This window comes from Lentzea sp. NPDC054927 (genome assembly GCF_053610285.1).
In genome coordinates, this window is record NZ_JBSGXZ010000005.1 from 182,189 (window position 1) to 200,847 (window position 18,659).

The window sequence follows — 18,659 nt, forward strand, 5'->3', positions numbered from 1 at the left end:
TTAGGCCTTGCCTGGGTTGAAGAGGTTCAACGGGTCGAGGGTGTTCTTGACGGCCTGCTGCACGGCGCACGTGTCGGGGCCGAGTTCGCGGATCATGCCGTCGCGCTTGAGCAGGCCCACGCCGTGTTCGCCGGTGACGGTGCCGTCCAGCGCCAGAGCGTGGTCGATGATGTCCTCGAACGCTGCCTGCGCGGCGATCCGCGCGTTGTCGTCGCCGGGTGGGGTGATCAGCAACGGGTGCAGGTTGCCGTCGCCGGCGTGCGCGATGGTGGCGATCTGGACGCCGTGCTTCGCGCCGATCGCCTCGATGCGGGCGAGCATCTCGGGCACTTTCGAGCGTGGCACGCACACGTCTTCGGTGAGCAGCGGGCCGAGGCGTTCGAGGGCCGGGTAGGTGAGGCGGCGGGCGGCGAACAGGGCTTCTGCCTCGGTCGAGTCGGTCGAGCGTTCGGTCCAGACGGCGCCCGCGTCGGTGAAGGCGGTGACGAGGCCGTCGGCGTCTTCCTCGGAGTCCGTCCGCGCCAGGAGCATGGCTTCGGTGTCCGGCTCGATGCCGAGGTGTTTCCAGTCCTCGACGGCTTGCAGGCAGGCGCGGTCGATCAGTTCGAGCGCGGCTGGTTGGAGACCTCGGCGCGTGCACAGCGCGACGGCCTGACCTGCGTCGACGAGGTTGGCGAAGGCGCCGACGACCGTGCCTGCCGGGCGTGGGGCGGGGCGCAGGCGCAGGGTGATCTCGGTGACGACGCCGAGCGTGCCCTCGGAGCCGACGAGCAGGCTGGTCAGGTCGTAGCCCGCGACGCCCTTGTTGGTGCGCCTGCCCAGTTTGACCGCCGTGCCGTACGCGACGGGGCCGCCCATCACGACCTCGAGGCCGAGCACGTAGTCGCGCGTCACGCCGTACTTCAGGCAGCAGAGGCCGCCCGCGTTGGTGGCGACGTTGCCGCCGATCGTCGACCACGGCGAGCTGGCCGGGTCTGGCGGATACCAGAGTCCTTGTGCGGCAACGGCTTTCTTGAGGTCGTCGTTGACCACGCCCGGCTGCACGACGGCGAGCAGGTTGTCCGGATCGATCTCGATGATCCGGTTCATCCTGCTCAGGTCGAGGACCAGGCAGCCGTCCGTGGCGTTGGCGCCGCCGGACAACCCGGTGCCCGCACCCCTCGGCACGATCGGGATGTTGTTCTCGGCGCAGGCTTTGACGGCCAGCTGAACGTCCTCAGTGGACTGCGGGCGGAACGCGGCGAACGGCGTGCCCGCCGGTGCCCACTCGGCCTCGTCGTGGCTGAGGCCGGCCAGCGTGTTCGGATCGGTGATGAGGTTGGGCAGCTTCATGAACGCTCCAACGCGCCGTGGGCGGCCTTGCGCACGACCCGTTCCAGTTCCGCGCCCCACGCTTCAGGCGTGGTGTCCGCGTGGATCGGCACGACACCGAACCCGGACACCGCGAAACGTGCGAAAAGCACCAGGTCAAACGCCTGTGCGGGGGAGGCGAGCGGTGGTGTGAGGATCGCGGCGATCTGCGCGGCTCCGGTGTTCAGCTCCTGCGTGCCGGTGGCGATGAGGTCCGGTTCGCGGATGATCACGGCGCGGCGGCCCAGTTCGAGCGCCCATTGCTCGGGTGTGATCGTGTCGATCGCCCGGCGCACCGCATTCGCCAGTGCCGCAACGGGATCCGGGTCCGGGGTGAGCGCGCGGACGACCCGGCTGAGGAACGCGTCGAACCAGAAGATCGCGGCCTTGGTGCCGAACGTGCGGAACAACGTGCGTTCGGAGACGCCCGCGCGGTCGGCGATCGCCTTGGTCGACGTGGCGGCGAAGCCCTGGTCGAGGCACAGGGCGATGGCCGCCTCCTGGACGGCGAGGCGGGTGCGCAGGTCCTTCGCGGCGCGCGTGGTCAAGGTGTCCACAGGGCCACGGTAGCGTGAAGTGGCAGTTACTGCCAGATTTTGTGTCAGCTACTGACAAACTGTTGGCGGTGGACGTTGGGGTAGACGACTGGCATGGCTCGCACAACCGTCGTCATCGCCTCGCACAACAGGGTGGACAGCCTGTTGCGGTCGCTCACCCACCTCAGCGAGCTAGCGGCTCCGGTGATCCTGGTGGACAACGCCTCCGCCGACGAGACGGTCGCACGAGTGCGGCAGGACTTCCCGCAGGTCACGGTGCTGGAGTCGGAGGTGAACCTCGGCGCGGCCGCACGCAATCTCGGCGTGCGGCTGGCGCGGACGCCGTTCGTCGCCTTCGCGGACGACGACTCGGTTGCTGTCGTGGGATCTCGCCGCGGCGGGATGGGCGCTCTGCTTCGTCGAGGACGTGGCGGCGCACCATCATCCGGCTGCGCAGCGGGCGCCGGGTGGTGAACTCGTCAAGCGGCGCAACGCGCTGCTGGTCTCGTGGATGCGTCGCCCGGTTGCACCAGGCGCTCCGGCAGCGGCGAACGCTGCCGGAGCACCTGGAAGCGCAGATCAGGAAAGTGAGCGGACAGCCGCGGCGAGGCGGGTGACGCCCTCGTCGATCTGCTCCGGCGTGACGCCCGAGAACGCGAGGCGGATGGCGTTGTCGCCACCCTCCAGCAGGAAGTCCGAGCCCTTCACGAACTCGACCTCGTGCTCCTTGGCGACCGGGACCAGCTTCTCGATCGACACGCCCGGCAGCTCGACCCACATGAAGTAGCCACCCTGCGGCGCGGTGAAGACGGCCTCCGGGAGCTCGCGCTTCAGGGCCGTGACGAGAGCGTCGCGACGGGCGCGCAGGGCGGTGCGGACGTTGACGACCGACTCGTCGAGACGGCCGGAGCGGCAGTACGAGTTCACGATCGACTGCGCCACCATGTTCGGCGAGATGTACGTGGTGGTGGCGATGTCCTGGACCTTCTTGATGATCGCCTTCGGGCCCACCAGGTAACCGCAGCGGATGCCGGGCGCCATGGTCTTCGAGAACGACGACGCGTAGACGACCTTGTCGTTCTTGTCCTGCGACAGCATCGTCGGCAGCGGCTCGCCCTCGAAGCGGACCTTGATGTACGGGTCGTCCTCGAACAGCACGAAGTCGAACTTCGCGGCGAGCTCCAGCAGACGCGCGCGCTTGGCCTCGGACAGCGTGTAGCCGGCCGGGTTGTGGAAGTTCGGGATGATGTGCGCGAGCGAGGGCCGCACGCCGCTCTCGAGCAGCTGCTCCAGGGCGTCGACGTTGATGCCGTCGGTCTCCAGCTCGATGGCGTGGATCTTGGCGCCGCGCTGGCGCAGGTTCAGCAGCGTGCGGTCGTAGGTCGGCGCCTCGACCACCACGTCGTCGCCCGGCTGGACGAACAGTTCGAACAGGAACGCGTCGGCCTGCATCGAGCCGTTGGTGACGAGCACCTGCTCCGGCGCGACACCGTGCTGCTCAGCGATCCAGCCGCGCAACGGCACGTAGCCCACGCTCGTGCCGTACGCGAACGTGCCGCCGGGGTCGTCCGTGAAGGCTTTCTGCGCCGCTTCGCGCAGACCCTCCTGGTCGATGATGTCGAGAGAGGGCGCTCCGCGCGTGAACAGGATCGAGGCCATGCGCGGAGCGTACAACTCCCAGTATTTGGGCTACGGCCTATATACGTAAGCGTTGAGCTGCTGCACCGCCTGAGCCGCGTTGCCCAGGTGGTAGAGATCGACCGCCAGGAAGTTCGGCTTCTTCCTGGCCGCCGGCTGGCAGAACTGCTGGGCACGGTTCAGAAGCTTCCCGTTGTCCGTCGTGGCAGTGCTCGTGAACGGAACGTCGCGGAAGTGGTTCATCACGAACAACGGCTGGAACGCGCCCGTCGCCGTGAGCGGTTTTTCATCCCATCGGCTGTAACAGGACCAATCGGAGTTGCCCAGGCCCGGACCCATCGACCAGTAGTTCTCGACCGTCCAGTCCTTCTGGTACAGCACGCCCGAGTCCTCGCGGCCGTCCTTGCCGTGGTCGGTGAAGATGATCAGACGCTTGTTCGTGCTCTGCAGCTGGCTGCGGGTCGGCCACCCGTTCTGCTGCACGCCTTCGGCCTTGTAGAGGACGTCGTTGAGTCCCTGCACCTTGCGCAGCTCAGCCCGCAACGTGTTCGCGTCGACGTAGTCCTCCAGGAAGACCGTGATGATCTCGCTGCGGTTGTTGCGCAGGAAGTCCACGATCCGCTGGACATCGACGTTCAGCGCCACCGGCTTGCTCACGAGCGTGCAGCTGTTGTGGCAGAGGATCGCGCCGTCCGGGGTCTGGTGAATGTCCAGCATGAAGCCCCGCACGCCGTCGTTCAGCTGCTGCACGATGCCGCGCGTCTGGTTCTTGGCGAGGTTGATGAACGGAGGCGCGAACCCGCCGTCCACCCCGTTCGCATAGGCGTTGTGGGCCGTCAGGAACGTCATCTGATCGAGCCGCGGATCAGCCGGCATCGCATCCGTCCGGGCCTGCGTCGGCGTCAGGTACCAGCGGGACTCGCCGTTCAGGTTGAAGAATTCCCATTGATCACCGAACTGACGCGGCTCGTGAACCGTATCCCCTTGTGAACACGAACCCATGGTGAGCTGACGGGTGATGCACTGGCCGGGCGAGTCGGTGTTCTCGAACCTCCCGTCGCTCAGTCGCCATTGCTGGCGGCCTTCGTTGCCCTTGGGCCGGTTCAGCGCCAGTCCACTGCCGCTCTGGGCGACGTTGAGGCCGGTCCTGACACTGGTGAGGTAGTACGTGCCCGACGGAGCCGCGTGGGCGGCCGTGGGCACCAGGGGAAGTAGCAGCAGAGCTGCGACGGCAGGGAGGTATCGCACGGTGACCAGAGTCACCCACTTGAGTGAGACATGAAACGTCCTCAGCCGTTTGGACGTTTAACACTGTGGGTATCCCCGGTGACGTCGGGGCCTCCTGTAGAGCAGAACAACTCCAAGGCAGCCGTCGCCCAACCGAAGGGTTAGGGCCGGTATCCGGGCGCCGCCTTCACAAGCCGCGCAGGGTTCGACTCCCTCGGTTGCCACGTTCGCTCCGTCCGTTCCCGCGGCGGAAGCGCAGGCGTCGCGGTCGACGGGCCGCGGCGCCGGCTTCGTTCAGAACGGCGGATCGCCACCCGAGGCGAAGTCGGCCTCCTCGGCGGCGGGACCGCGTGGATTCGCTTCGTTTCGCTGCTTCCCCAAGGCGCGCAGCCGGTCGCCGGCGTACTTCAGCGCTTCCCGCAGCTGGTCCTTGGACGCTTCAGCGCGGCGATCGACACCCATCACGTCGTTCAGCTCCTTGTTGACCGAGCCCGGATGACGGCTGGTCGCCTTGGCCAGGACGAAAGCCATCTTGTTCAAAGAACTCCGCAACTCAAGTGGGTCGGACCGCGCCATCACCGCGTTCCCCACCCGCCTGGGACACGGCTTCCTTCAGCCGCTCCCGCACGTACCGCAGCGCGGCCGCGAGCTGCTCGTCGGTGGCCGTCCGGCGGGTGCGGACGCCGATCTGGCGGTTCACCTCGAGGTTCACGTCCCGCTGGTGCCGCCAGGTCCACCGGGCGAGTTGGGTTACCTGAGCGTTCACCGCGGAACGAAGCGAGAGAGTGCACGGCACTACCAGCCTTTCGATCATCGTGAGTCTCCAAACGAGCGATGTGACCACGATGACAGACAGGTCTGACAGTTTTCGGAAGCCCAGTTCAGGGGCGCTTTCAGGGCTCGGAGCCACGGGGGGAGAAGCCGCCGCCAAATCCGTCTGGGCGCAAAAGAAGCCCGCCCGGTACTAAGACCGAGCGGGCCCCGAGAAGCTCAAATCAGATGGCGCGAACAGCCTGTGCCTGCGGTCCCTTCTGACCCTGGCCGATCTCGAACTCCACGCGCTGCTGCTCTTCCAGCGACTTGAAGCCGTTGCCCTCGATCTGCGAGTAGTGCACGAAAACGTCCGGACCGCCGCCGTCCTGCGCGATGAATCCGAAGCCCTTCTCGCCGTTGAACCACTTCACGGTGCCCTGCGCCATACGAATTGCTCCCTAAGTTCGTCCCCCGTCGCGCGGGGGTGCGCGGGCAGTCTGCCAGTCGCGGGTCTCTCTCACATCGTGGTTAGCCCGGTGGGGTGACGAAGTAAGTTGAACCGGGTACCACCGAGAGGAGCAGGGATGAGCAACTGGCTGGCCGTCGCGCACGAAGTGGCGGCGACGCTCAGGTCCGACGCGGCGGACCGGGATCGGGCCAACCAGCCTCCCACCAAAGAGGTGGAACTGCTCCGACAGAGCGGCCTGCTGAACGTCAGCGACTGGGCCGACCAGCAGCGCGTCAACCGGATCGTCGGGGCCGCCGACGCCAACGTGGGTCACCTCCTCGGGTATCACTACCTGCAGATCTGGCGCAGCGGCCTGTTCGACGCCCAGTTCAGCAAGTCGCCCGACCAGTTCTGGGCAGGTGTCAGCAACCCGCTCGACGCGGCGCTCGAACTGACGCCCGTCAACGGCGGATTCGTCCTCAACGGCCGCAAGACGTTCGCCACCGGGGCGAGCGTGGCCGACCGGATCGTGGTCAGCGCGACCCGCACCGACAACGGCGAGAAGCTCACATTTCTGCTCGACGGCAAAGCGGACGGAATCACCTACCTGGACGACTGGGACAACATCGGCCAGCGCCTCACCGCGTCGGGTGGCGTGCAGTTCGAGAACGTCGAGGTGACCGAGATCCTCGGGGTGCAGCCGGCGAACGAGGACCCGCGGCTGAGCCTCGCCGCGATCGGGTTCCAGCTCGTGCTCGCCCAGGTCTACGTCGCGCTCGCGGAAGGCGCGCTCCAGGAAGCCGCCGACTACACCCGCACGAAGACCCGCCCGTGGTTCGTCAGCGGCGTCGAGCAGGCCACGGACGACCCGTACATCGTCGTCGCGTACGGCGAGATGGTCGCGCAGACGAAGGCCGCCGGGCTGCTCGCGGACGAGGCCGCGAGGCAGCTCCACGAAGCCACCGAACTCGGCCGGCACCTCACGCCCGCCAAGCGCGGCGAGGTCGCCGTCACCATCTCCGAGGCCAAGGTCGTCAGCACCAAGCTCGTCAACGACGTCACCAGCCGCATCTTCGAGCAGATCGGCGCGCGCGGAACGGCCGGCAAGTACGCCGTGGACCGCTTCTGGCGCAACGCCCGCACGCTCACGCTGCACGATCCGGTCGTCTACAAGGCCCGCGAGGTCGGCGAGCACTTCCTGACCGGCGCGCGCCCCGCCTACACCGGGTACAGCTGATGCAGCCGGTGCTCGCCGACTCGGTGCGGCTCACCGACGACGGCGTGCTGATCCTCGACCGCCGCCAGTTCCCGTTCGAACGCAACTGGGTGCTGTGCCGCACGGCCGAAGACGTCGCGCGGGCGATCGAGGACATGGTCACCCAGTCCTCTGGCCCGTACTTCGCGGTCCTCTACGGCATGGTGCTCAAGGCCCGCACCCTCGAGCACCTGCCGTACGAACAGGCTCGCGCGGAACTCGCGACCACCGCGCACATGCTCGAGAACACCAGGCGCACCAACAACGCCCTGCGCAAGGCCACCAAGATCGTCCTCGAAACGGTCGACAACGCCCAGGACATCACCAAGGCACTCGAAGGCGCCCGAGAAGGCGACCGCAGGTACCGCGCCAAGAGTCAGGCGTTGGGCGAGCACACCGCGAACCTGTTGCACGACAACGCCACGGTGATGACCCACTGCTGGGCCGACCTCTACCTGACCGAAACGGTCAGAGCAGCCCAGGCCCAGAACAAGACCCTGCGGTTCTTCTGCACGGAAACCCGGCCCTACCTGCAAGGAGCCCGGCTCACCGCGGAAACGTTGATCGAGATGGGCGTCGACACCACGCTCATCACGGACGGCATGGGCGCCGCGGTTCTGCAAAGCGGTGAGATCGACGCATTGGTCACGGCGGCCGACAGGGTCACCATGGACGGGCACGTCGTCAACAAGGTCGGCACACTGGGGCTGGCCGTGGCCGCTCATGCGTTCGGCGTACCGTTCCACGCCCAGGTGCAGGCACCCGATCTGCAGGCGCCCACGACGCAACACGTGGAGATCGAGTACCGCGACGGCGCGGAAGTGCTGCACGTGCTCGGCAGGCCCAGTGCCACGCCGAGGGTGAAAGGGCTGTACCCGGCGTTCGACGTGACGCCGCCGCGGTTCGTGACGGACGTGGTGACCGACCGGGGTGTCTACGGCGCCGGGGAGCTGGACAAGTACTACGAGGGAGAACAGCGGTGAGCAAGTGGGTCGTGCTCGACATCGAGGGCACGCTGAGCGCGACGGACCAGGTGCTGGTCGTCCTCTACGACTACGCCCGCCCGCGGCTCGGGCCGTGGATCGAGCAGCACGGTGACGACCCGGTGGTCGCCGACGCGGTGAAGCAGATCAAGGAACTCAGCGGCCACGACGACGTTGTCAAAGCGCTGCACGACTGGATGGACGCCGACCAGAAGGTCACGCCCCTCAAGACGTTGCAGGGCCTCATCTGGCAGCAGGGCTACGCGCAGGGCGACCTCGTCGCGGAGTTCTTCCCGGACGTCGTCCCCGCCCTGCGCAAGTGGCACGACGACGGCGTGAAGCTCGCGATCTTCAGCTCCGGCTCTGTGGCCGGCCAGATCGCGTTCTTCCGGCACACCACCGACGGCGACCTGACCCCGTTGCTGGAGCACCACTTCGACACCGTGAACGCCGGGCCGAAGCGTGAAGCCGCGTCGTACCACAAGATCGCGGAAACGCTGCGGTCCGACGACATCACCTTCTACAGCGACGTTCCGGCCGAGCTGCACGCCGCGCAGGAGGCGGGCTGGAAGACGGTCGGCGTCGCGCGCGCCGGTGAGCCGTACGGCAACGCCGACTTCACGCCCCACCCGACGGTCTGGGAACTCTCGTGACGGCAGAGCTCGCCCGCGAGTGCGCGCGCTACGCCCAGATGGGCTGGATGCGCGGCACGAGCGGCAACCTTTCCGTTGTCCTGCAACGTGATCCGCTGCGGCTCGCGGTCACGGTCAGCGGCGTCGACAAGGGCGAGATCACCGCTGAGGACAGCGTGATCATCGACGTCGACGGCAACGCTGTCGACTCGCCGAAGATCCCGTCCGCCGAAGCCGGTCTGCACGCCAGGATCGCGCGAGTCGCAGGGGCGGGCGCGGTCGTGCACGTCCACGCGCTGGCACCGGTCGTCGCGGCCGAGCACTGGCCGGACGGCGTCGTGCTCAAAGACCTCGAAATGCTCAAGGGATTCGGCCGGTACGACCACGAAGAAGTCGTGATCCCGGTCGTGAAGAACTCGCAGGACATGCTCGAACTGGGCAACGCCTTCGAAAAGGGCTTCGACCCGAAGGTTCCGGCGCTGCTCGTCGCACGGCACGGCGTGTACGTGTGGGGCGACGACCTCGTCCAGGCCCGGCACCGCCTGGAATGCCTGGAGTGGTTGCTGCGCTTCAAGGTGGAGACGCGAGACATCTTTACGGGGAGGCACTCATGACGCTGCTGACGGTGTGGCCGGACTCCGGCCCCGAGAAGACCGTCCTGCGCACCACTGACGCCGAGGAGATCGCCACCGCGCTCAAGGAGCACGGCGTGCGGTTCCACCGGTGGTCCGTTGTGGACGGTGTCACGGCCGAGAACGCCTTGCAGATCTACGAAAAGGACGTCGCCCGCGTCAGTGAGACGGAGGGTTACACCTACGTCGACGCGATGGAGATGACCCCGGCGGACACCGACGAGTACCGCGCGAAGGCCGTCGAGTTCCGCAACAAGTTCCTCGCCGAGCACACCCACGACGACGACGAGGACCGCTACTTCGCCCGTGGCGCAGGGGTTTTCTACCTGCACATCGGCGACAAGGTCTACGGCGTGTTCTGCACGGCGGGCGACCTGCTGAGCGTTCCGGCGAACACGACGCACTGGTTCGACATGGGCACGACCCCGGACTACGTGTCGATCAGGTTCTTCCACGACGACGACGGCTGGATCGGAAACTTCACCGGCAGCGACATCGCGACGAAGTTCCCGACCTTCGACGAGCTGCGTTCAGGAATGTGAAAAGTTCAGCTATCTGAACATTGTTCCGGAAACTGAACGAAGTATTGATTCCCTCCGTCTTCTGACCTCACAGTGGTACAGACCACTTATCGAAGGTCGGAGGGATTCAACGTGGAAACCCCTGCTCTCCACACACGACGCTCCATGCTCGCCCTCGCGCTGACCGCGCCCCTGCTCGTGGCCCCGGCGGCTCAGGCCCTCGCTCAGCCGCCGTCCGCGCAATGGACCTCGGCGCCCTACACCTACACGATGCAGAAGCCGTACAACCTGGCGCTGAGCTCCAGGTACACGTTCTCCGGCGGCGTGCACACGATGTGGGTCTACGACTACGACCAGCCCCACACCCAAGGCAGCCCAACGGATCCGCGCACCGAGATGCGCTTCAACCAGGAGTACTCCAGCGGCCAGCGCGCCTGGGAGGGCGAGATCTACATCCCTGCCGGCGTCAGCGGTCCGACCGTCGTGCAGATCCTGCGCGGCAGCCGCCCGGACGGCACCCGCGCCACCGACGTGATGCTCAACGTCGCCAACGTCAACGGCGGCAGCCTGCGCAAGGACAGCAACCAGGTCATCGCGACCGGCATCTACAACAAGTGGTTCAAGATCCGCGTCGAACACACCGCGGTCGCGGGCGGCCGAGGCACCGTGAAGGTCTATTACAACGGTGCGCTGAAACTGACGCACGCCGACGAAGGCCCGGCGACGCGGTACTTCAAGAACGGCGTCTACCACCACGGCAGCGGCCGCGCGGAGGCCCGTTTCCGCAACATCACCTACTGGCGCCAGTGATCGGAATTTCGGTGTAGTCCAAGCGTTGCGGTGCCCGGCCTCGGTGTGGTGATTCTGGTCCAGACCACTAACCGAGGCCGGAGGCCCCAGTGACCCTGCCCCGTCGTTCCCTGTTCGCCCTGCCCGCCGTCGCCCTGCTCGCGACGCCCGCCCACGCGGCACCGGCCTGGACGCAGACGCCGTTCACCTACAAGATCCAGAAGCCGTGGAACCTCCCGCAAAGCGCCCGCTACAAGTTCGAAGGCGGCGTTCACTCGATGTGGGTCTACGACACCGACGAGCCAATGAGTGAAGGCAGCAGCACCGACCCGCGCACCGAAATGCGCTGGGAACAGGAGTACACCAGCGGCCAGCACGCCTGGCAGGGCGAGATCTTCGTTCCCAGCGGCGTCAACGGCCCCACCGTCATGCAGATCCTGCGCGTGCGCGGCGGCGACCCGGGCACACCGGCCACCGACTTCATGCTCAACGCCACCAACGCCAACGGCGGCACGCTCCGGTACTACACGAGCACGGTCATCGCCCAGAACATCTACAACACCTGGGTCCGCATCCGTGTCGAGCACTCCGCCGTCGCCGGCGGTACCGGCAAGATCAAGGTCTACGCCAACGGAGTGCTGAAGGCGACGGTGTCCGACCGCGGCAAGGCCACCCGCCACTTCAAGAACGGCGTCTACCACCACGGCAGCGGCCGCGCGGAGGCCCGTTTCCGCAACATCACCTACTGGCGTCAGTGATCAGTGCTCGATCGCCTTCTGCGCCAGTGAGATCAGGCTCTGGTCGGTGACCAGCGTCCCGTCCCACACGGCGGTGAGGCGAGTGATCTTGCCGTGGCTGTCGAGCTCCAGGGCGTTGAGGCCACGAGGAACAGCCTTGCCGGCGGCGGTCCATTCGTAACCGCCGCCGGCGGAGCTGCCCACGACGTGCCGCACGGCGACGTCGTTGCCGAGGTAGGGCAGGACTCCGGCGGCGCTGGTGACGTAGGCGCCGATGCTGCGTGGCCCGACGATCTGCAGATGAGCGGTCACGTCCTCGAACACGGCGTCGCTCGCGAACAACGCGGCCGCCGCGGGTCCGTCACCGTTGCGCAGCGCGGTGTTCAGCCTGCCGGCCACGCGCCGGATCGTGCTCGACGCGGTCTCGCCGACCGTGGATTCCTTGAAGTCCTCGGGAAACTGGTCCGCGGGCAGGCGGGACCTGTTCAGGTTGTCGGTGCCGAAGTGGCGGCCGTCCCAGTAGTCGACCCAGCGGGTGATCCTGCCTTCGCGGTTGAAGTTCACCACGCCGGCGGCGCGCATCTCCGACGGCCCGAACAGGTTGACGCTGTTGGTGAAGAACACGACCGCACTGGTCGAGTCGCCGAGGATCCGGACGGGCGAGGACGTCCCGTCCTTCGGCCACTCCGGCATGTACTTGGCGAACAGGTCGTGCAGCTCCTGCCAGCTGTAGAACGGCCAGCCCAGGATCGCGTCGATGTAGTTCATCGGCTGCTTGGCGAAGAACGTCATCAGGCCTTCGACGTTCTTGGCGCTCTTGGTGCGGAAGTACTCACTGAACCGCACGGCCACGTCGTGGGTGGCGTGCGAGGTGTCGATGACGGTGGTGATGCCCGGAACCTGCCGCACCTCACTGCTCGCGACGGCCAGGCCGGACGGCAGCAGAGACGTGGTCGCGAGCGCGGCGCCGCCGAGAGTCGCTCTGCGCAACAGGCCGCGCCGCGACAGGTTCTCCGGTTCGTCGGTGGTGCTCATCGTGTTTCCTCCAAATTGGTCAGGTGGCATAGCCAATTTAGCGCCAATCACTCGAACACTGTCAAGATGCGCTACGATTTTGGTCAGGCCAATTGGCCAGTTTGGCTGGATGAGGGTGGTGTCGTGGGGGACTCGCAGGATTTGGCGCGTGCGTTCCAGATCGAGCCGGTCAGCAGGATCGCCGACCGGGTGGCCGCGCAGGTCCGCGACTACATCGTCGACAACGACCTCGCCGAAGGTGCTCGCCTGCCCAGCGAACGGCGGCTCGCCGAGCTGGTCGGCAGCTCACGTCCCACGGTGAGCCAGGCGCTGCGCGGTCTCGCCGTCCAGGGCCTGATCGACATCCGGCCGGGCGCAGGGGCTTTCGTGCTGCGCAGGCCGGACGCGGTGGTCACCGAGAGCTTCCAGATGAGGATCATGCTGGAGCCGGACTCGGTGGACGAGCTGATCCGGCTGCGCTACCTGCTCGAACAGGGTGCGACCAGCGACATCCTGTGCATGACGTCCGTCGACACGACCGCGTTGGAAGCCGCGCTGGAACGGCTGCGGAGTGCTCGCAGCAGTGCGCCGGAGTGGATCGCCGCCGACACCAACTTCCACGTCGAACTCGTCAGGCTGGCCGGGAACCGGTACCTGACAAGCCTCTTCCAGAGCGCGCACGGGGCCGTGGTCAACAAGGCGTACGAACGGTGGATAGCGGCTGGCGAACTGCCGCACTGGCTCCAGGGCGCCGAGTTCGAGAAGCAGATCGCCCTGCACGAGCCCGTGGTCACCGCACTGTGCGACGGCGACCGCGACGCGCTGCTCGTCGCGTTGAGGACCCACCAGGAAGCACTCGTCGCGCACATGGCAGTCCTAGAGTGAGCCCATGAGCTCACAGGTGGCGGTGGCATCGCTCGGCGGAACGATCACGATGACCGGTTCCGGAGCGGTGTCACCGACCCTGGGCGCGAAAGACCTCGTCCAGGGCCTCGAAGTAGGTGAGATCGCCACCCTGGCGACCATCCCCGGCGCCTCGCTCACGTTCACCACGCTGCTGGAAGCCTTCGACTGGGCCGACAAACAGGTCTCCGAGGGCGCCGCCGGCGTCGTGATCATCCAGGGCACCGACACCCTCGAGGAGACCGCGTACTTCTTCGACTGCCTGTGGCCGCACGAGGAACCCGTCGTCGTCACCGGCGCGATGCGGCACCCCGGCCTCCCCGGCGCCGACGGCCCGGCCAACCTCGCCGCCGCTGTCGCCGTCGCCGCCGCCCCGAACTCCTGCGGCCGCGGCGCACTGCTCGTGTTGAACGACGAGATCCACGCCTCCCGCTGGGTTCGCAAGACGCACAGCAGCCTCCTGAACGCCTTCGAGTCGTTCCCCGGCCCGCTGGGGCTCGTCATCGAGGGCGCACCGCAGTACTTCCACCCCGCGCACCAGCTTCCCGCGTTGCCACGGCCGTTGGACGCGCCGGCGGTTCCGCTCATTGAGGCCACTTTGGACGATGACGGCTCGATCCTCGACTGGCTCAACGTCAAGGGAGTCGTCGTCGCGGCAACGGGCGTCGGGCACGTGTCGGCCGGCATGGCGGAGGCGATCTCGCGGGCGCGGTTCCCGGTGGTGGTGGCGACGCGAACGGGCGCGGGTACGACGTTCCGCAACACCTACGGGTTCACCGGGTCCGAGTCGGATCTGCTCGAGCGCGGTGCGGTCATGGCCGGGTGGCTGTGTCCTCGTAAGGCACGCGTGCTGCTGCGGCTCGCTATCGGCGCGTTGCAGCCTGTTGGGGAAGTTTTCGCAGCTCGCGGGGGCATTTTCTAGCCCGTTTTCACCCGGACGAGTCGATGCATGGACTTCCTCCAAGCCCTAGCGTCGAAGGGTATGACCGCGATCATTTCCACCCCCTACAGCCGGTATCTCGGGGACGAGCTGCGCCAGTTGCGGGAGTCGTGCACCTCGTTCACTGGCCGTGCGATGGCGATCCACCTCGGCTGGGATCCGAGCAAGGTGTCGAACATCGAGCACGGCAAGGTGCGCGCCACCGAGGTCGATCTGGTGCAGTTCATGGCGACCTGCGGCAAAGACCTGCACTACTACGAGGAGTTCCGCGACCGCTACTACAACGCCTTCGACCTCTACTTCGCGCCGCGGATCGACAACCTGCGCACACTCGCGATGGCGGAAGCGATGGCAGAGAAGATCTTCTCCTTCGAGATCGTGAACGTCCACGGCCTCCTGCAGACAGAGGGTTACGCACGGGAGCTGTTCATCGACTCCCACATCGAAGCGCCGGACGACATCGAGAGGCACGTTCAGGCGCGCATGGAACGGCAGACGATCATGAGGCGGCCGAACCGCCCGGAGTGCGTGTTCTACGTGCACGAACTCGTCCTGCGAACGCGCTTGGGTGATGCCCAGCTCATGAAGGAGCAGTACCTGCGGCTTCTCCACCGCACGCACACCTTCCGGATCGTGCCTGCGGAGATCAGCACGTTCCGCTCCTCGTTGGCGTTGTTCGAGTTCGGCAAAGCCGCGCCGGTGGTGTACACCGAATCCGACATGCTCCAGCTGTGGGCGCAGGACACCGTTGCGATCGCACGGACGAAGAGGCACTTTCAGCGACTGGATGCCGTCGCCCTGGATGAAGAGCAGTCGCGGCACAAGCTGTTGGAGTACATCAACGGCCTCTAAGACACGAAGAACGCGAGTGGTGACGTTCTCGCGTTCTCCACCCCTGCCTGGCGCGCCCTGATCAACTCGCTCTGACCACCGAGGTGTTCGCGGTCTCCACGGTCACCCGCACGCTCTGCGGCGCGAGCGACTGCAGGTACTGAGCGTGGTCGGCGCCGAGCGTCTCGCTGAACGCGATGAAGCCGAGGCGCGGCAGCTCGAACGCGGTGGTGGCGCAGAACTCCTCGAGCCGGTCGAAGCCGCGCCGGATGCCGGTGGCGTCGAGGCCGAACACGGCGTGCTGGTCGAGTTTGGCGGCGCCGATATCCAGCAGGTGCAGTGCGTGCATGGCGTGGGTGAACGCCATGGCGCACACCTCGATGCGTGCGCAGCAGACCAGCAGGGTGCGCACCATTGACGGGTGCAGTGACTTGCCGGACGTGCGGAGTACCACGTCGATGTCGGCGGCGCGGAACTGCTCGACGATCTCGAACAGGCCCGGCACGCTGAGAGGCTCTCCTCCGCCCAGTGTGACGGTCTCCGGTCGCATCGAGATGAGCGCCTGAGTGATGTGCAGCATTCGTTCGTGGCTGAGCCGCGCGTGTGCGACGTCCCAGGTGATGTCCATTGGGCCCCCTTCGGCGGATGCGCCGATCCAATCGGGGGAGAAGTCCCGTCGTCAGGTGACCGTTGTCCCGAGTTGGCCGGGACTTCCCAGCCCCGCTTCACGGGCGCGCACGATCGCTTGCGCGCGGTCGGCCACCTGGAGCTTGGTGAAGATCTCGGACACGCGGTTGCGGACGGTCTTGCTGGACAGGCTCAGTTTGTGCGCGATCGAGGTGTTGTCGAGGCCGGACGCCATCAGCTCCAGCACGTCCCGTTCGCGGTCGGTGAGCTGCGGGAACAGCACGGCCTTGGACGACGAGATGGCGGTGAAGTAGCCCATCATCCGTTGCGCGATGGTGGCGCTGAAGATCGCCTCGCCGGCGCCTATCGCCTGTACGGCGCGCACGATCTCGTCGTCGTCGGTCGTCTTGACCAGGTAGCCGCGTGCGCCGGCCTTCATCGCGGCGAACACGAGTTCGTCGTCCTCGTGCATCGTCAGGACCAGGACGCCCAACGTCGGCAACGCCGCCAGGATCTGCTTCGCGGCCTCGACGCCGCCCAGGACGGGCATGTGCAGGTCCATCACGACGACGTCCGGTTCGAGGTCGAGGACGACGGAGACGGCTTCCTGGCCGTCCGCGGCGTCGCCGACGACCTCCAGGCCGTCCTCGCCGTCCAGCAGCGCCTTCAGCCCGCGCCGGAACACCGGGTGGTCGTCGGCGATCACCACGCGCGTCACTGTGCCTCCACCTACTGGGCCTCCAGAGGTATCCGCGCCACCACCCGTGTCCCGTGTGGTTGCGCAGGTCCCACTGTGCACGATCCACCCAGCTCCGCGCAGCGTTCCCGCATCGAGTCGAGGCCGACACCGGGCTTCGCGTCCGCCGCCACGCCGCGGCCGTCGTCGACGATCTCCACGACCAGGTCGCCATCGGCCCGAACGCTGATCACGCACGTAGAGGCGCCGGAGTGGCGGGCGGTGTTGGTCAACGCCTCCGCGACGATCCGGTAGGCCGCGACCTCGACGGCGGCGGACAGTCCGTCGATCTCCTCCGCCTCGACCTGAACGCGCAGGTCACCGTTGAACCGCGCGGCTTCATCTCGCACGGCCAGCGCCAGACCCTGGTCGAGGATCGGCGGTCGCAACCCGTCCACGAGCCTGCGCACCTCGCCCGCGGTCGAGTCCACGTCACCCAGAACAGGATCGAGCACGTCGCCCAGCGACCGGCGCAAAGCCCTGAGCTGCAACCGAATCCCGACCAACGCAGGTCCGACGCCGTCGTGCAGGTCTCGCCGGAGTCGCAGCCGTTCTTCTTCGCGCGCACGCACGAGCCGTTCGCGCGCGAGCTGCAGATCGGCGGTCAGCTTGATGGACTGCGCGGCAGGTGCGGTGGAGCGTGCGAGGTCAACGAGCAGACTCAGCTCTTGGTCGCTCAACCGTTCGTCAGGCGCACGCGGCTCAACGACGAGGTCGCCCACCAGAGAACCGCGATAGGTCATGGGAAAGCGCAACTGCGGCCACCCACGACTACGCCCGTGCTCGGCCAGCACCGACCCACCGCGAATCGCCACGTACGGCAGCTTCAACGACTCGGCCACGGTCTGCGCGACGGTCGGCAGCACGTCCTGCGACCGTTCGAGCCTCTCGCTCAACGTCGACAGCGCCGCATGAGGATCGTTGCGCTCTCCGAACAGCCACCGGTCGAGCTTGCGCTGCAACCAGCTGCGAATCGGCGCGAACACCAGCCCCGCCGCGACCACGCCGATCACCTCGGTGTCGTTCGTGAGCAGCGAGCCCGCCCCGACCATCACGCCCAGGTAGACCAGCAGCAGCACGACAGTGAGTGAGCCGTAGAGCAACGACCGGTGAATCAGCAGGCTGATGTCGTACAACCCGTACCGCACGATGGCGATGACAGCAGCAGCCGGAAACGCAAGCACACCAACGACCCACGCGACGTGTCCGTCCGTCGTCTCCACAACGGTCGCCACGAAAGCCAACGCCAACAGCGCGACAGCCCACACGAGCAGACGGCGCTCATCACCTTCAGCCCGTCGCCACCGGATGAACAACGACACCACCGCCGCGATCACCGAGACGAGAGCCGCCAGCACAGCGACCAGCGTGATCGTCTTGGCGAATCCACCGCCGGGCATCTGCCAGAAGTCAGCGGGATTGCCCCACGACGCCCAAGCGATCCCAACGGTGCCCGCGAGAGCGCTGAACAACGACGCACCGATGGCGATCCACCAGCGGTTGCTCAACGGTTTGCCGTTGGGGAAAACCAGTGCCACGGCAGGCAACAGCGCGTAGGTGGGCCACCAGACCCACGCCTCGACCCAACGGGCGGGGTGCGTGACCGGCTGGCCGGCGACCGCGACGGCCACCGCGCCGAACACGCCCATGGCCAGCAGCAACCACCCGACGGCCGACCTGCGGACATGACCGATCACCCGCACCCCGAGCAGGGTGCAGGCGAACGCGACCAGCCAGTTCCGCGGATGTGAGACAGCGCCGGTGACCGCTGTGTGCACGACGGCGTAGAGCACACAAGCGGCCACCAGCGCGCCAATGACTCGGGCGAGGCTGACCTCGCGCCGAGTCAGTCGCTGAGCCAGTGCCACAGGTTGTGAAACGGCGAACCGGCATCGAGCGTGGAGAGGCCACCCGGCCAACCCTGGAAGGTCATGATCCGATGACGCAACTCCTCAACGGACACCGGCTCGGCAGCCTTGTGGACGTGATCGAAATCGACGTCCCCAGACTGCGGGTTCATCGCCCGCGCCTGAAGCTCCGCGTACCACGACAGGAGCTCTTCGTCGGACATGTGCGAAAAGTACGGCGGTACCACTTTCTGCCCGGA

Annotated in this window: 23 protein-coding genes; 11 read left to right on the forward strand and 12 right to left on the reverse strand. The window is 66.9% G+C overall.

The annotated features are described in order from the left end of the window. Both ACWGE0_RS10875 and ACWGE0_RS10880 read right to left on the reverse strand, forming a co-directional pair. Complete coding sequence (locus tag ACWGE0_RS10875; protein ID WP_452260693.1) at positions 1 to 1,332, reverse strand: FAD-binding oxidoreductase; 1,332 nt, start codon at positions 1,330 to 1,332, stop codon at positions 1 to 3. Further along, positions 1,329 to 1,907 carry a TetR/AcrR family transcriptional regulator gene (locus ACWGE0_RS10880; protein ID WP_452260694.1) on the reverse strand — a complete coding sequence of 193 codons (579 nt, stop codon included), beginning with the start codon at positions 1,905 to 1,907 and terminating at the stop codon, positions 1,329 to 1,331. Before ACWGE0_RS10880 ends, ACWGE0_RS10875 begins: the two co-directional genes overlap by 4 nt. Positions 1,908 to 2,000: 93 nt before the next feature. On the opposite strand from ACWGE0_RS10880, the gene ACWGE0_RS10885 reads away from it, so the two are divergent. After that, positions 2,001 to 2,360 carry a glycosyltransferase family 2 protein gene (locus ACWGE0_RS10885; RefSeq protein WP_452260695.1) on the forward strand — a complete coding sequence of 120 codons (360 nt, stop codon included), beginning with the start codon at positions 2,001 to 2,003 and terminating at the stop codon, positions 2,358 to 2,360. Positions 2,361 to 2,465: 105 nt separating this feature from the next. Here ACWGE0_RS10885 and ACWGE0_RS10890 read toward each other — a convergent pair whose 3' ends face one another. The 5 genes from ACWGE0_RS10890 to ACWGE0_RS10910 all read right to left on the reverse strand — a co-directional run bounded on the left by ACWGE0_RS10890 (position 2,466) and on the right by ACWGE0_RS10910 (position 5,950). Further along, complete coding sequence (locus ACWGE0_RS10890) at positions 2,466 to 3,545, reverse strand: aminotransferase-like domain-containing protein (protein ID WP_452260696.1); 1,080 nt, start codon at positions 3,543 to 3,545, stop codon at positions 2,466 to 2,468. Between the two features lie 30 nt (positions 3,546 to 3,575). Next, the gene (locus tag ACWGE0_RS10895; RefSeq protein ID WP_452260697.1) at positions 3,576 to 4,772 is read right to left on the reverse strand and encodes a PI-PLC domain-containing protein; all 1,197 of its coding nucleotides are present in this window, start codon (positions 4,770 to 4,772) and stop codon (positions 3,576 to 3,578) included. Between the two features lie 273 nt (positions 4,773 to 5,045). Further along, entirely contained in the window at positions 5,046 to 5,282 is a 237-nt protein-coding gene (locus tag ACWGE0_RS10900) for a hypothetical protein (RefSeq protein ID WP_452260698.1), read from the reverse strand. Positions 5,283 to 5,304: 22 nt separating this feature from the next. Beyond that, complete coding sequence (locus tag ACWGE0_RS10905) at positions 5,305 to 5,517, reverse strand: hypothetical protein (protein WP_452260699.1); 213 nt, start codon at positions 5,515 to 5,517, stop codon at positions 5,305 to 5,307. A gap of 229 nt (positions 5,518 to 5,746) precedes the next feature. After that, positions 5,747 to 5,950 (reverse strand): cold-shock protein, encoded by a 204-nt coding sequence (locus ACWGE0_RS10910; RefSeq protein ID WP_045310287.1) that lies wholly within the window; start codon positions 5,948 to 5,950, stop codon positions 5,747 to 5,749. A 138-nt stretch (positions 5,951 to 6,088) separates the two neighbouring features. On the opposite strand from ACWGE0_RS10910, the gene ACWGE0_RS10915 reads away from it, so the two are divergent. The 7 genes from ACWGE0_RS10915 to ACWGE0_RS10945 all read left to right on the forward strand — a co-directional run bounded on the left by ACWGE0_RS10915 (position 6,089) and on the right by ACWGE0_RS10945 (position 11,522). Beyond that, complete coding sequence (locus ACWGE0_RS10915; RefSeq protein ID WP_452260700.1) at positions 6,089 to 7,189, forward strand: acyl-CoA dehydrogenase family protein; 1,101 nt, start codon at positions 6,089 to 6,091, stop codon at positions 7,187 to 7,189. Continuing rightward, positions 7,189 to 8,190: a s-methyl-5-thioribose-1-phosphate isomerase gene (locus tag ACWGE0_RS10920; RefSeq protein WP_452260701.1), complete on the forward strand. Its 1,002-nt coding sequence runs from the start codon at positions 7,189 to 7,191 to the stop codon at positions 8,188 to 8,190. Before ACWGE0_RS10915 ends, ACWGE0_RS10920 begins: the two co-directional genes overlap by 1 nt. Continuing rightward, positions 8,187 to 8,843: an acireductone synthase gene (mtnC, locus tag ACWGE0_RS10925; RefSeq protein ID WP_452260702.1), complete on the forward strand. Its 657-nt coding sequence runs from the start codon at positions 8,187 to 8,189 to the stop codon at positions 8,841 to 8,843. The genes ACWGE0_RS10920 and mtnC overlap by 4 nt, the downstream gene beginning before the upstream one ends. After that, positions 8,840 to 9,436, forward strand: coding sequence for a methylthioribulose 1-phosphate dehydratase (gene mtnB, locus ACWGE0_RS10930; protein ID WP_452260703.1), 597 nt, complete (start codon positions 8,840 to 8,842; stop codon positions 9,434 to 9,436). Before mtnC ends, mtnB begins: the two co-directional genes overlap by 4 nt. Continuing rightward, entirely contained in the window at positions 9,433 to 9,996 is a 564-nt protein-coding gene (locus tag ACWGE0_RS10935; protein WP_452260704.1) for a 1,2-dihydroxy-3-keto-5-methylthiopentene dioxygenase, read from the forward strand. Before mtnB ends, ACWGE0_RS10935 begins: the two co-directional genes overlap by 4 nt. Positions 9,997 to 10,107: 111 nt before the next feature. Next, positions 10,108 to 10,785, forward strand: a complete 678-nt coding sequence (locus ACWGE0_RS10940; protein WP_452260705.1) for a polysaccharide lyase family 7 protein — start codon at positions 10,108 to 10,110, stop codon at positions 10,783 to 10,785. Positions 10,786 to 10,874: 89 nt separating this feature from the next. Next, entirely contained in the window at positions 10,875 to 11,522 is a 648-nt protein-coding gene (locus ACWGE0_RS10945; protein WP_452260706.1) for a hypothetical protein, read from the forward strand. Here the strand turns inward: ACWGE0_RS10945 and ACWGE0_RS10950 are convergent, their stop codons facing one another. After that, a complete protein-coding gene (locus ACWGE0_RS10950) occupies positions 11,523 to 12,536 on the reverse strand; it encodes a hypothetical protein (protein ID WP_452260707.1) in 1,014 nt (337 codons plus the stop codon). 123 nt (positions 12,537 to 12,659) lie between these two features. Between ACWGE0_RS10950 and ACWGE0_RS10955 the strand changes: the two genes are divergently transcribed. The 3 genes from ACWGE0_RS10955 to ACWGE0_RS10965 are packed head-to-tail and all read left to right on the forward strand — an operon-like array spanning position 12,660 to position 15,210. After that, positions 12,660 to 13,400, forward strand: coding sequence for a FadR/GntR family transcriptional regulator (locus ACWGE0_RS10955; protein WP_452260708.1), 741 nt, complete (start codon positions 12,660 to 12,662; stop codon positions 13,398 to 13,400). Positions 13,401 to 13,404: 4 nt separating this feature from the next. After that, positions 13,405 to 14,340 (forward strand): asparaginase, encoded by a 936-nt coding sequence (locus ACWGE0_RS10960; protein ID WP_452260709.1) that lies wholly within the window; start codon positions 13,405 to 13,407, stop codon positions 14,338 to 14,340. A 60-nt stretch (positions 14,341 to 14,400) separates the two neighbouring features. Then, positions 14,401 to 15,210, forward strand: a complete 810-nt coding sequence (locus tag ACWGE0_RS10965; RefSeq protein ID WP_452260710.1) for a helix-turn-helix domain-containing protein — start codon at positions 14,401 to 14,403, stop codon at positions 15,208 to 15,210. Between the two features lie 61 nt (positions 15,211 to 15,271). Here ACWGE0_RS10965 and ACWGE0_RS10970 read toward each other — a convergent pair whose 3' ends face one another. Genes ACWGE0_RS10970 through ACWGE0_RS10985 form a run of 4 tightly spaced genes read right to left on the reverse strand, consistent with a single transcriptional unit; the run spans position 15,272 to position 18,623 of the window. Then, the gene (locus tag ACWGE0_RS10970; RefSeq protein ID WP_452260711.1) at positions 15,272 to 15,817 is read right to left on the reverse strand and encodes a hypothetical protein; all 546 of its coding nucleotides are present in this window, start codon (positions 15,815 to 15,817) and stop codon (positions 15,272 to 15,274) included. A 51-nt stretch (positions 15,818 to 15,868) separates the two neighbouring features. After that, positions 15,869 to 16,534, reverse strand: a complete 666-nt coding sequence (locus tag ACWGE0_RS10975) for a response regulator transcription factor (protein WP_319967854.1) — start codon at positions 16,532 to 16,534, stop codon at positions 15,869 to 15,871. An 11-nt stretch (positions 16,535 to 16,545) separates the two neighbouring features. After that, the gene (locus ACWGE0_RS10980) at positions 16,546 to 18,357 is read right to left on the reverse strand and encodes a sensor histidine kinase (protein ID WP_452260712.1); all 1,812 of its coding nucleotides are present in this window, start codon (positions 18,355 to 18,357) and stop codon (positions 16,546 to 16,548) included. 41 nt (positions 18,358 to 18,398) lie between these two features. Continuing rightward, positions 18,399 to 18,623, reverse strand: a complete 225-nt coding sequence (locus ACWGE0_RS10985) for a hypothetical protein (RefSeq protein WP_452260713.1) — start codon at positions 18,621 to 18,623, stop codon at positions 18,399 to 18,401. Positions 18,624 to 18,659: the final 36 nt, after the last annotated feature.

What these genes read in the sequence shown, in the direction of transcription:
- ACWGE0_RS10900 (WP_452260698.1), bottom strand. Translation starts at nt 5,282, where the DNA reads ATGGCTTTCGTCCTGGCCAAGGCGACCAGCCGTCATCCGGGCTCGGTC.
- ACWGE0_RS10890 (WP_452260696.1), bottom strand. Translation starts at nt 3,545, where the DNA reads ATGGCCTCGATCCTGTTCACGCGCGGAGCGCCCTCTCTCGACATCATC.
- ACWGE0_RS10965 (WP_452260710.1), top strand. Translation starts at nt 14,401, where the DNA reads ATGACCGCGATCATTTCCACCCCCTACAGCCGGTATCTCGGGGACGAG.
- ACWGE0_RS10935 (WP_452260704.1), top strand. Translation starts at nt 9,433, where the DNA reads ATGACGCTGCTGACGGTGTGGCCGGACTCCGGCCCCGAGAAGACCGTC.
- ACWGE0_RS10885 (WP_452260695.1), top strand. Translation starts at nt 2,001, where the DNA reads ATGGCTCGCACAACCGTCGTCATCGCCTCGCACAACAGGGTGGACAGC.
- ACWGE0_RS10915 (WP_452260700.1), top strand. Translation starts at nt 6,089, where the DNA reads ATGAGCAACTGGCTGGCCGTCGCGCACGAAGTGGCGGCGACGCTCAGG.
- ACWGE0_RS10875 (WP_452260693.1), bottom strand. Translation starts at nt 1,332, where the DNA reads ATGAAGCTGCCCAACCTCATCACCGATCCGAACACGCTGGCCGGCCTC.
- ACWGE0_RS10950 (WP_452260707.1), bottom strand. Translation starts at nt 12,536, where the DNA reads ATGAGCACCACCGACGAACCGGAGAACCTGTCGCGGCGCGGCCTGTTG.
- ACWGE0_RS10970 (WP_452260711.1), bottom strand. Translation starts at nt 15,817, where the DNA reads ATGGACATCACCTGGGACGTCGCACACGCGCGGCTCAGCCACGAACGA.
- ACWGE0_RS10920 (WP_452260701.1), top strand. Translation starts at nt 7,189, where the DNA reads ATGCAGCCGGTGCTCGCCGACTCGGTGCGGCTCACCGACGACGGCGTG.
- ACWGE0_RS10985 (WP_452260713.1), bottom strand. Translation starts at nt 18,623, where the DNA reads ATGTCCGACGAAGAGCTCCTGTCGTGGTACGCGGAGCTTCAGGCGCGG.
- ACWGE0_RS10960 (WP_452260709.1), top strand. Translation starts at nt 13,405, where the DNA reads ATGAGCTCACAGGTGGCGGTGGCATCGCTCGGCGGAACGATCACGATG.
- ACWGE0_RS10910 (WP_045310287.1), bottom strand. Translation starts at nt 5,950, where the DNA reads ATGGCGCAGGGCACCGTGAAGTGGTTCAACGGCGAGAAGGGCTTCGGA.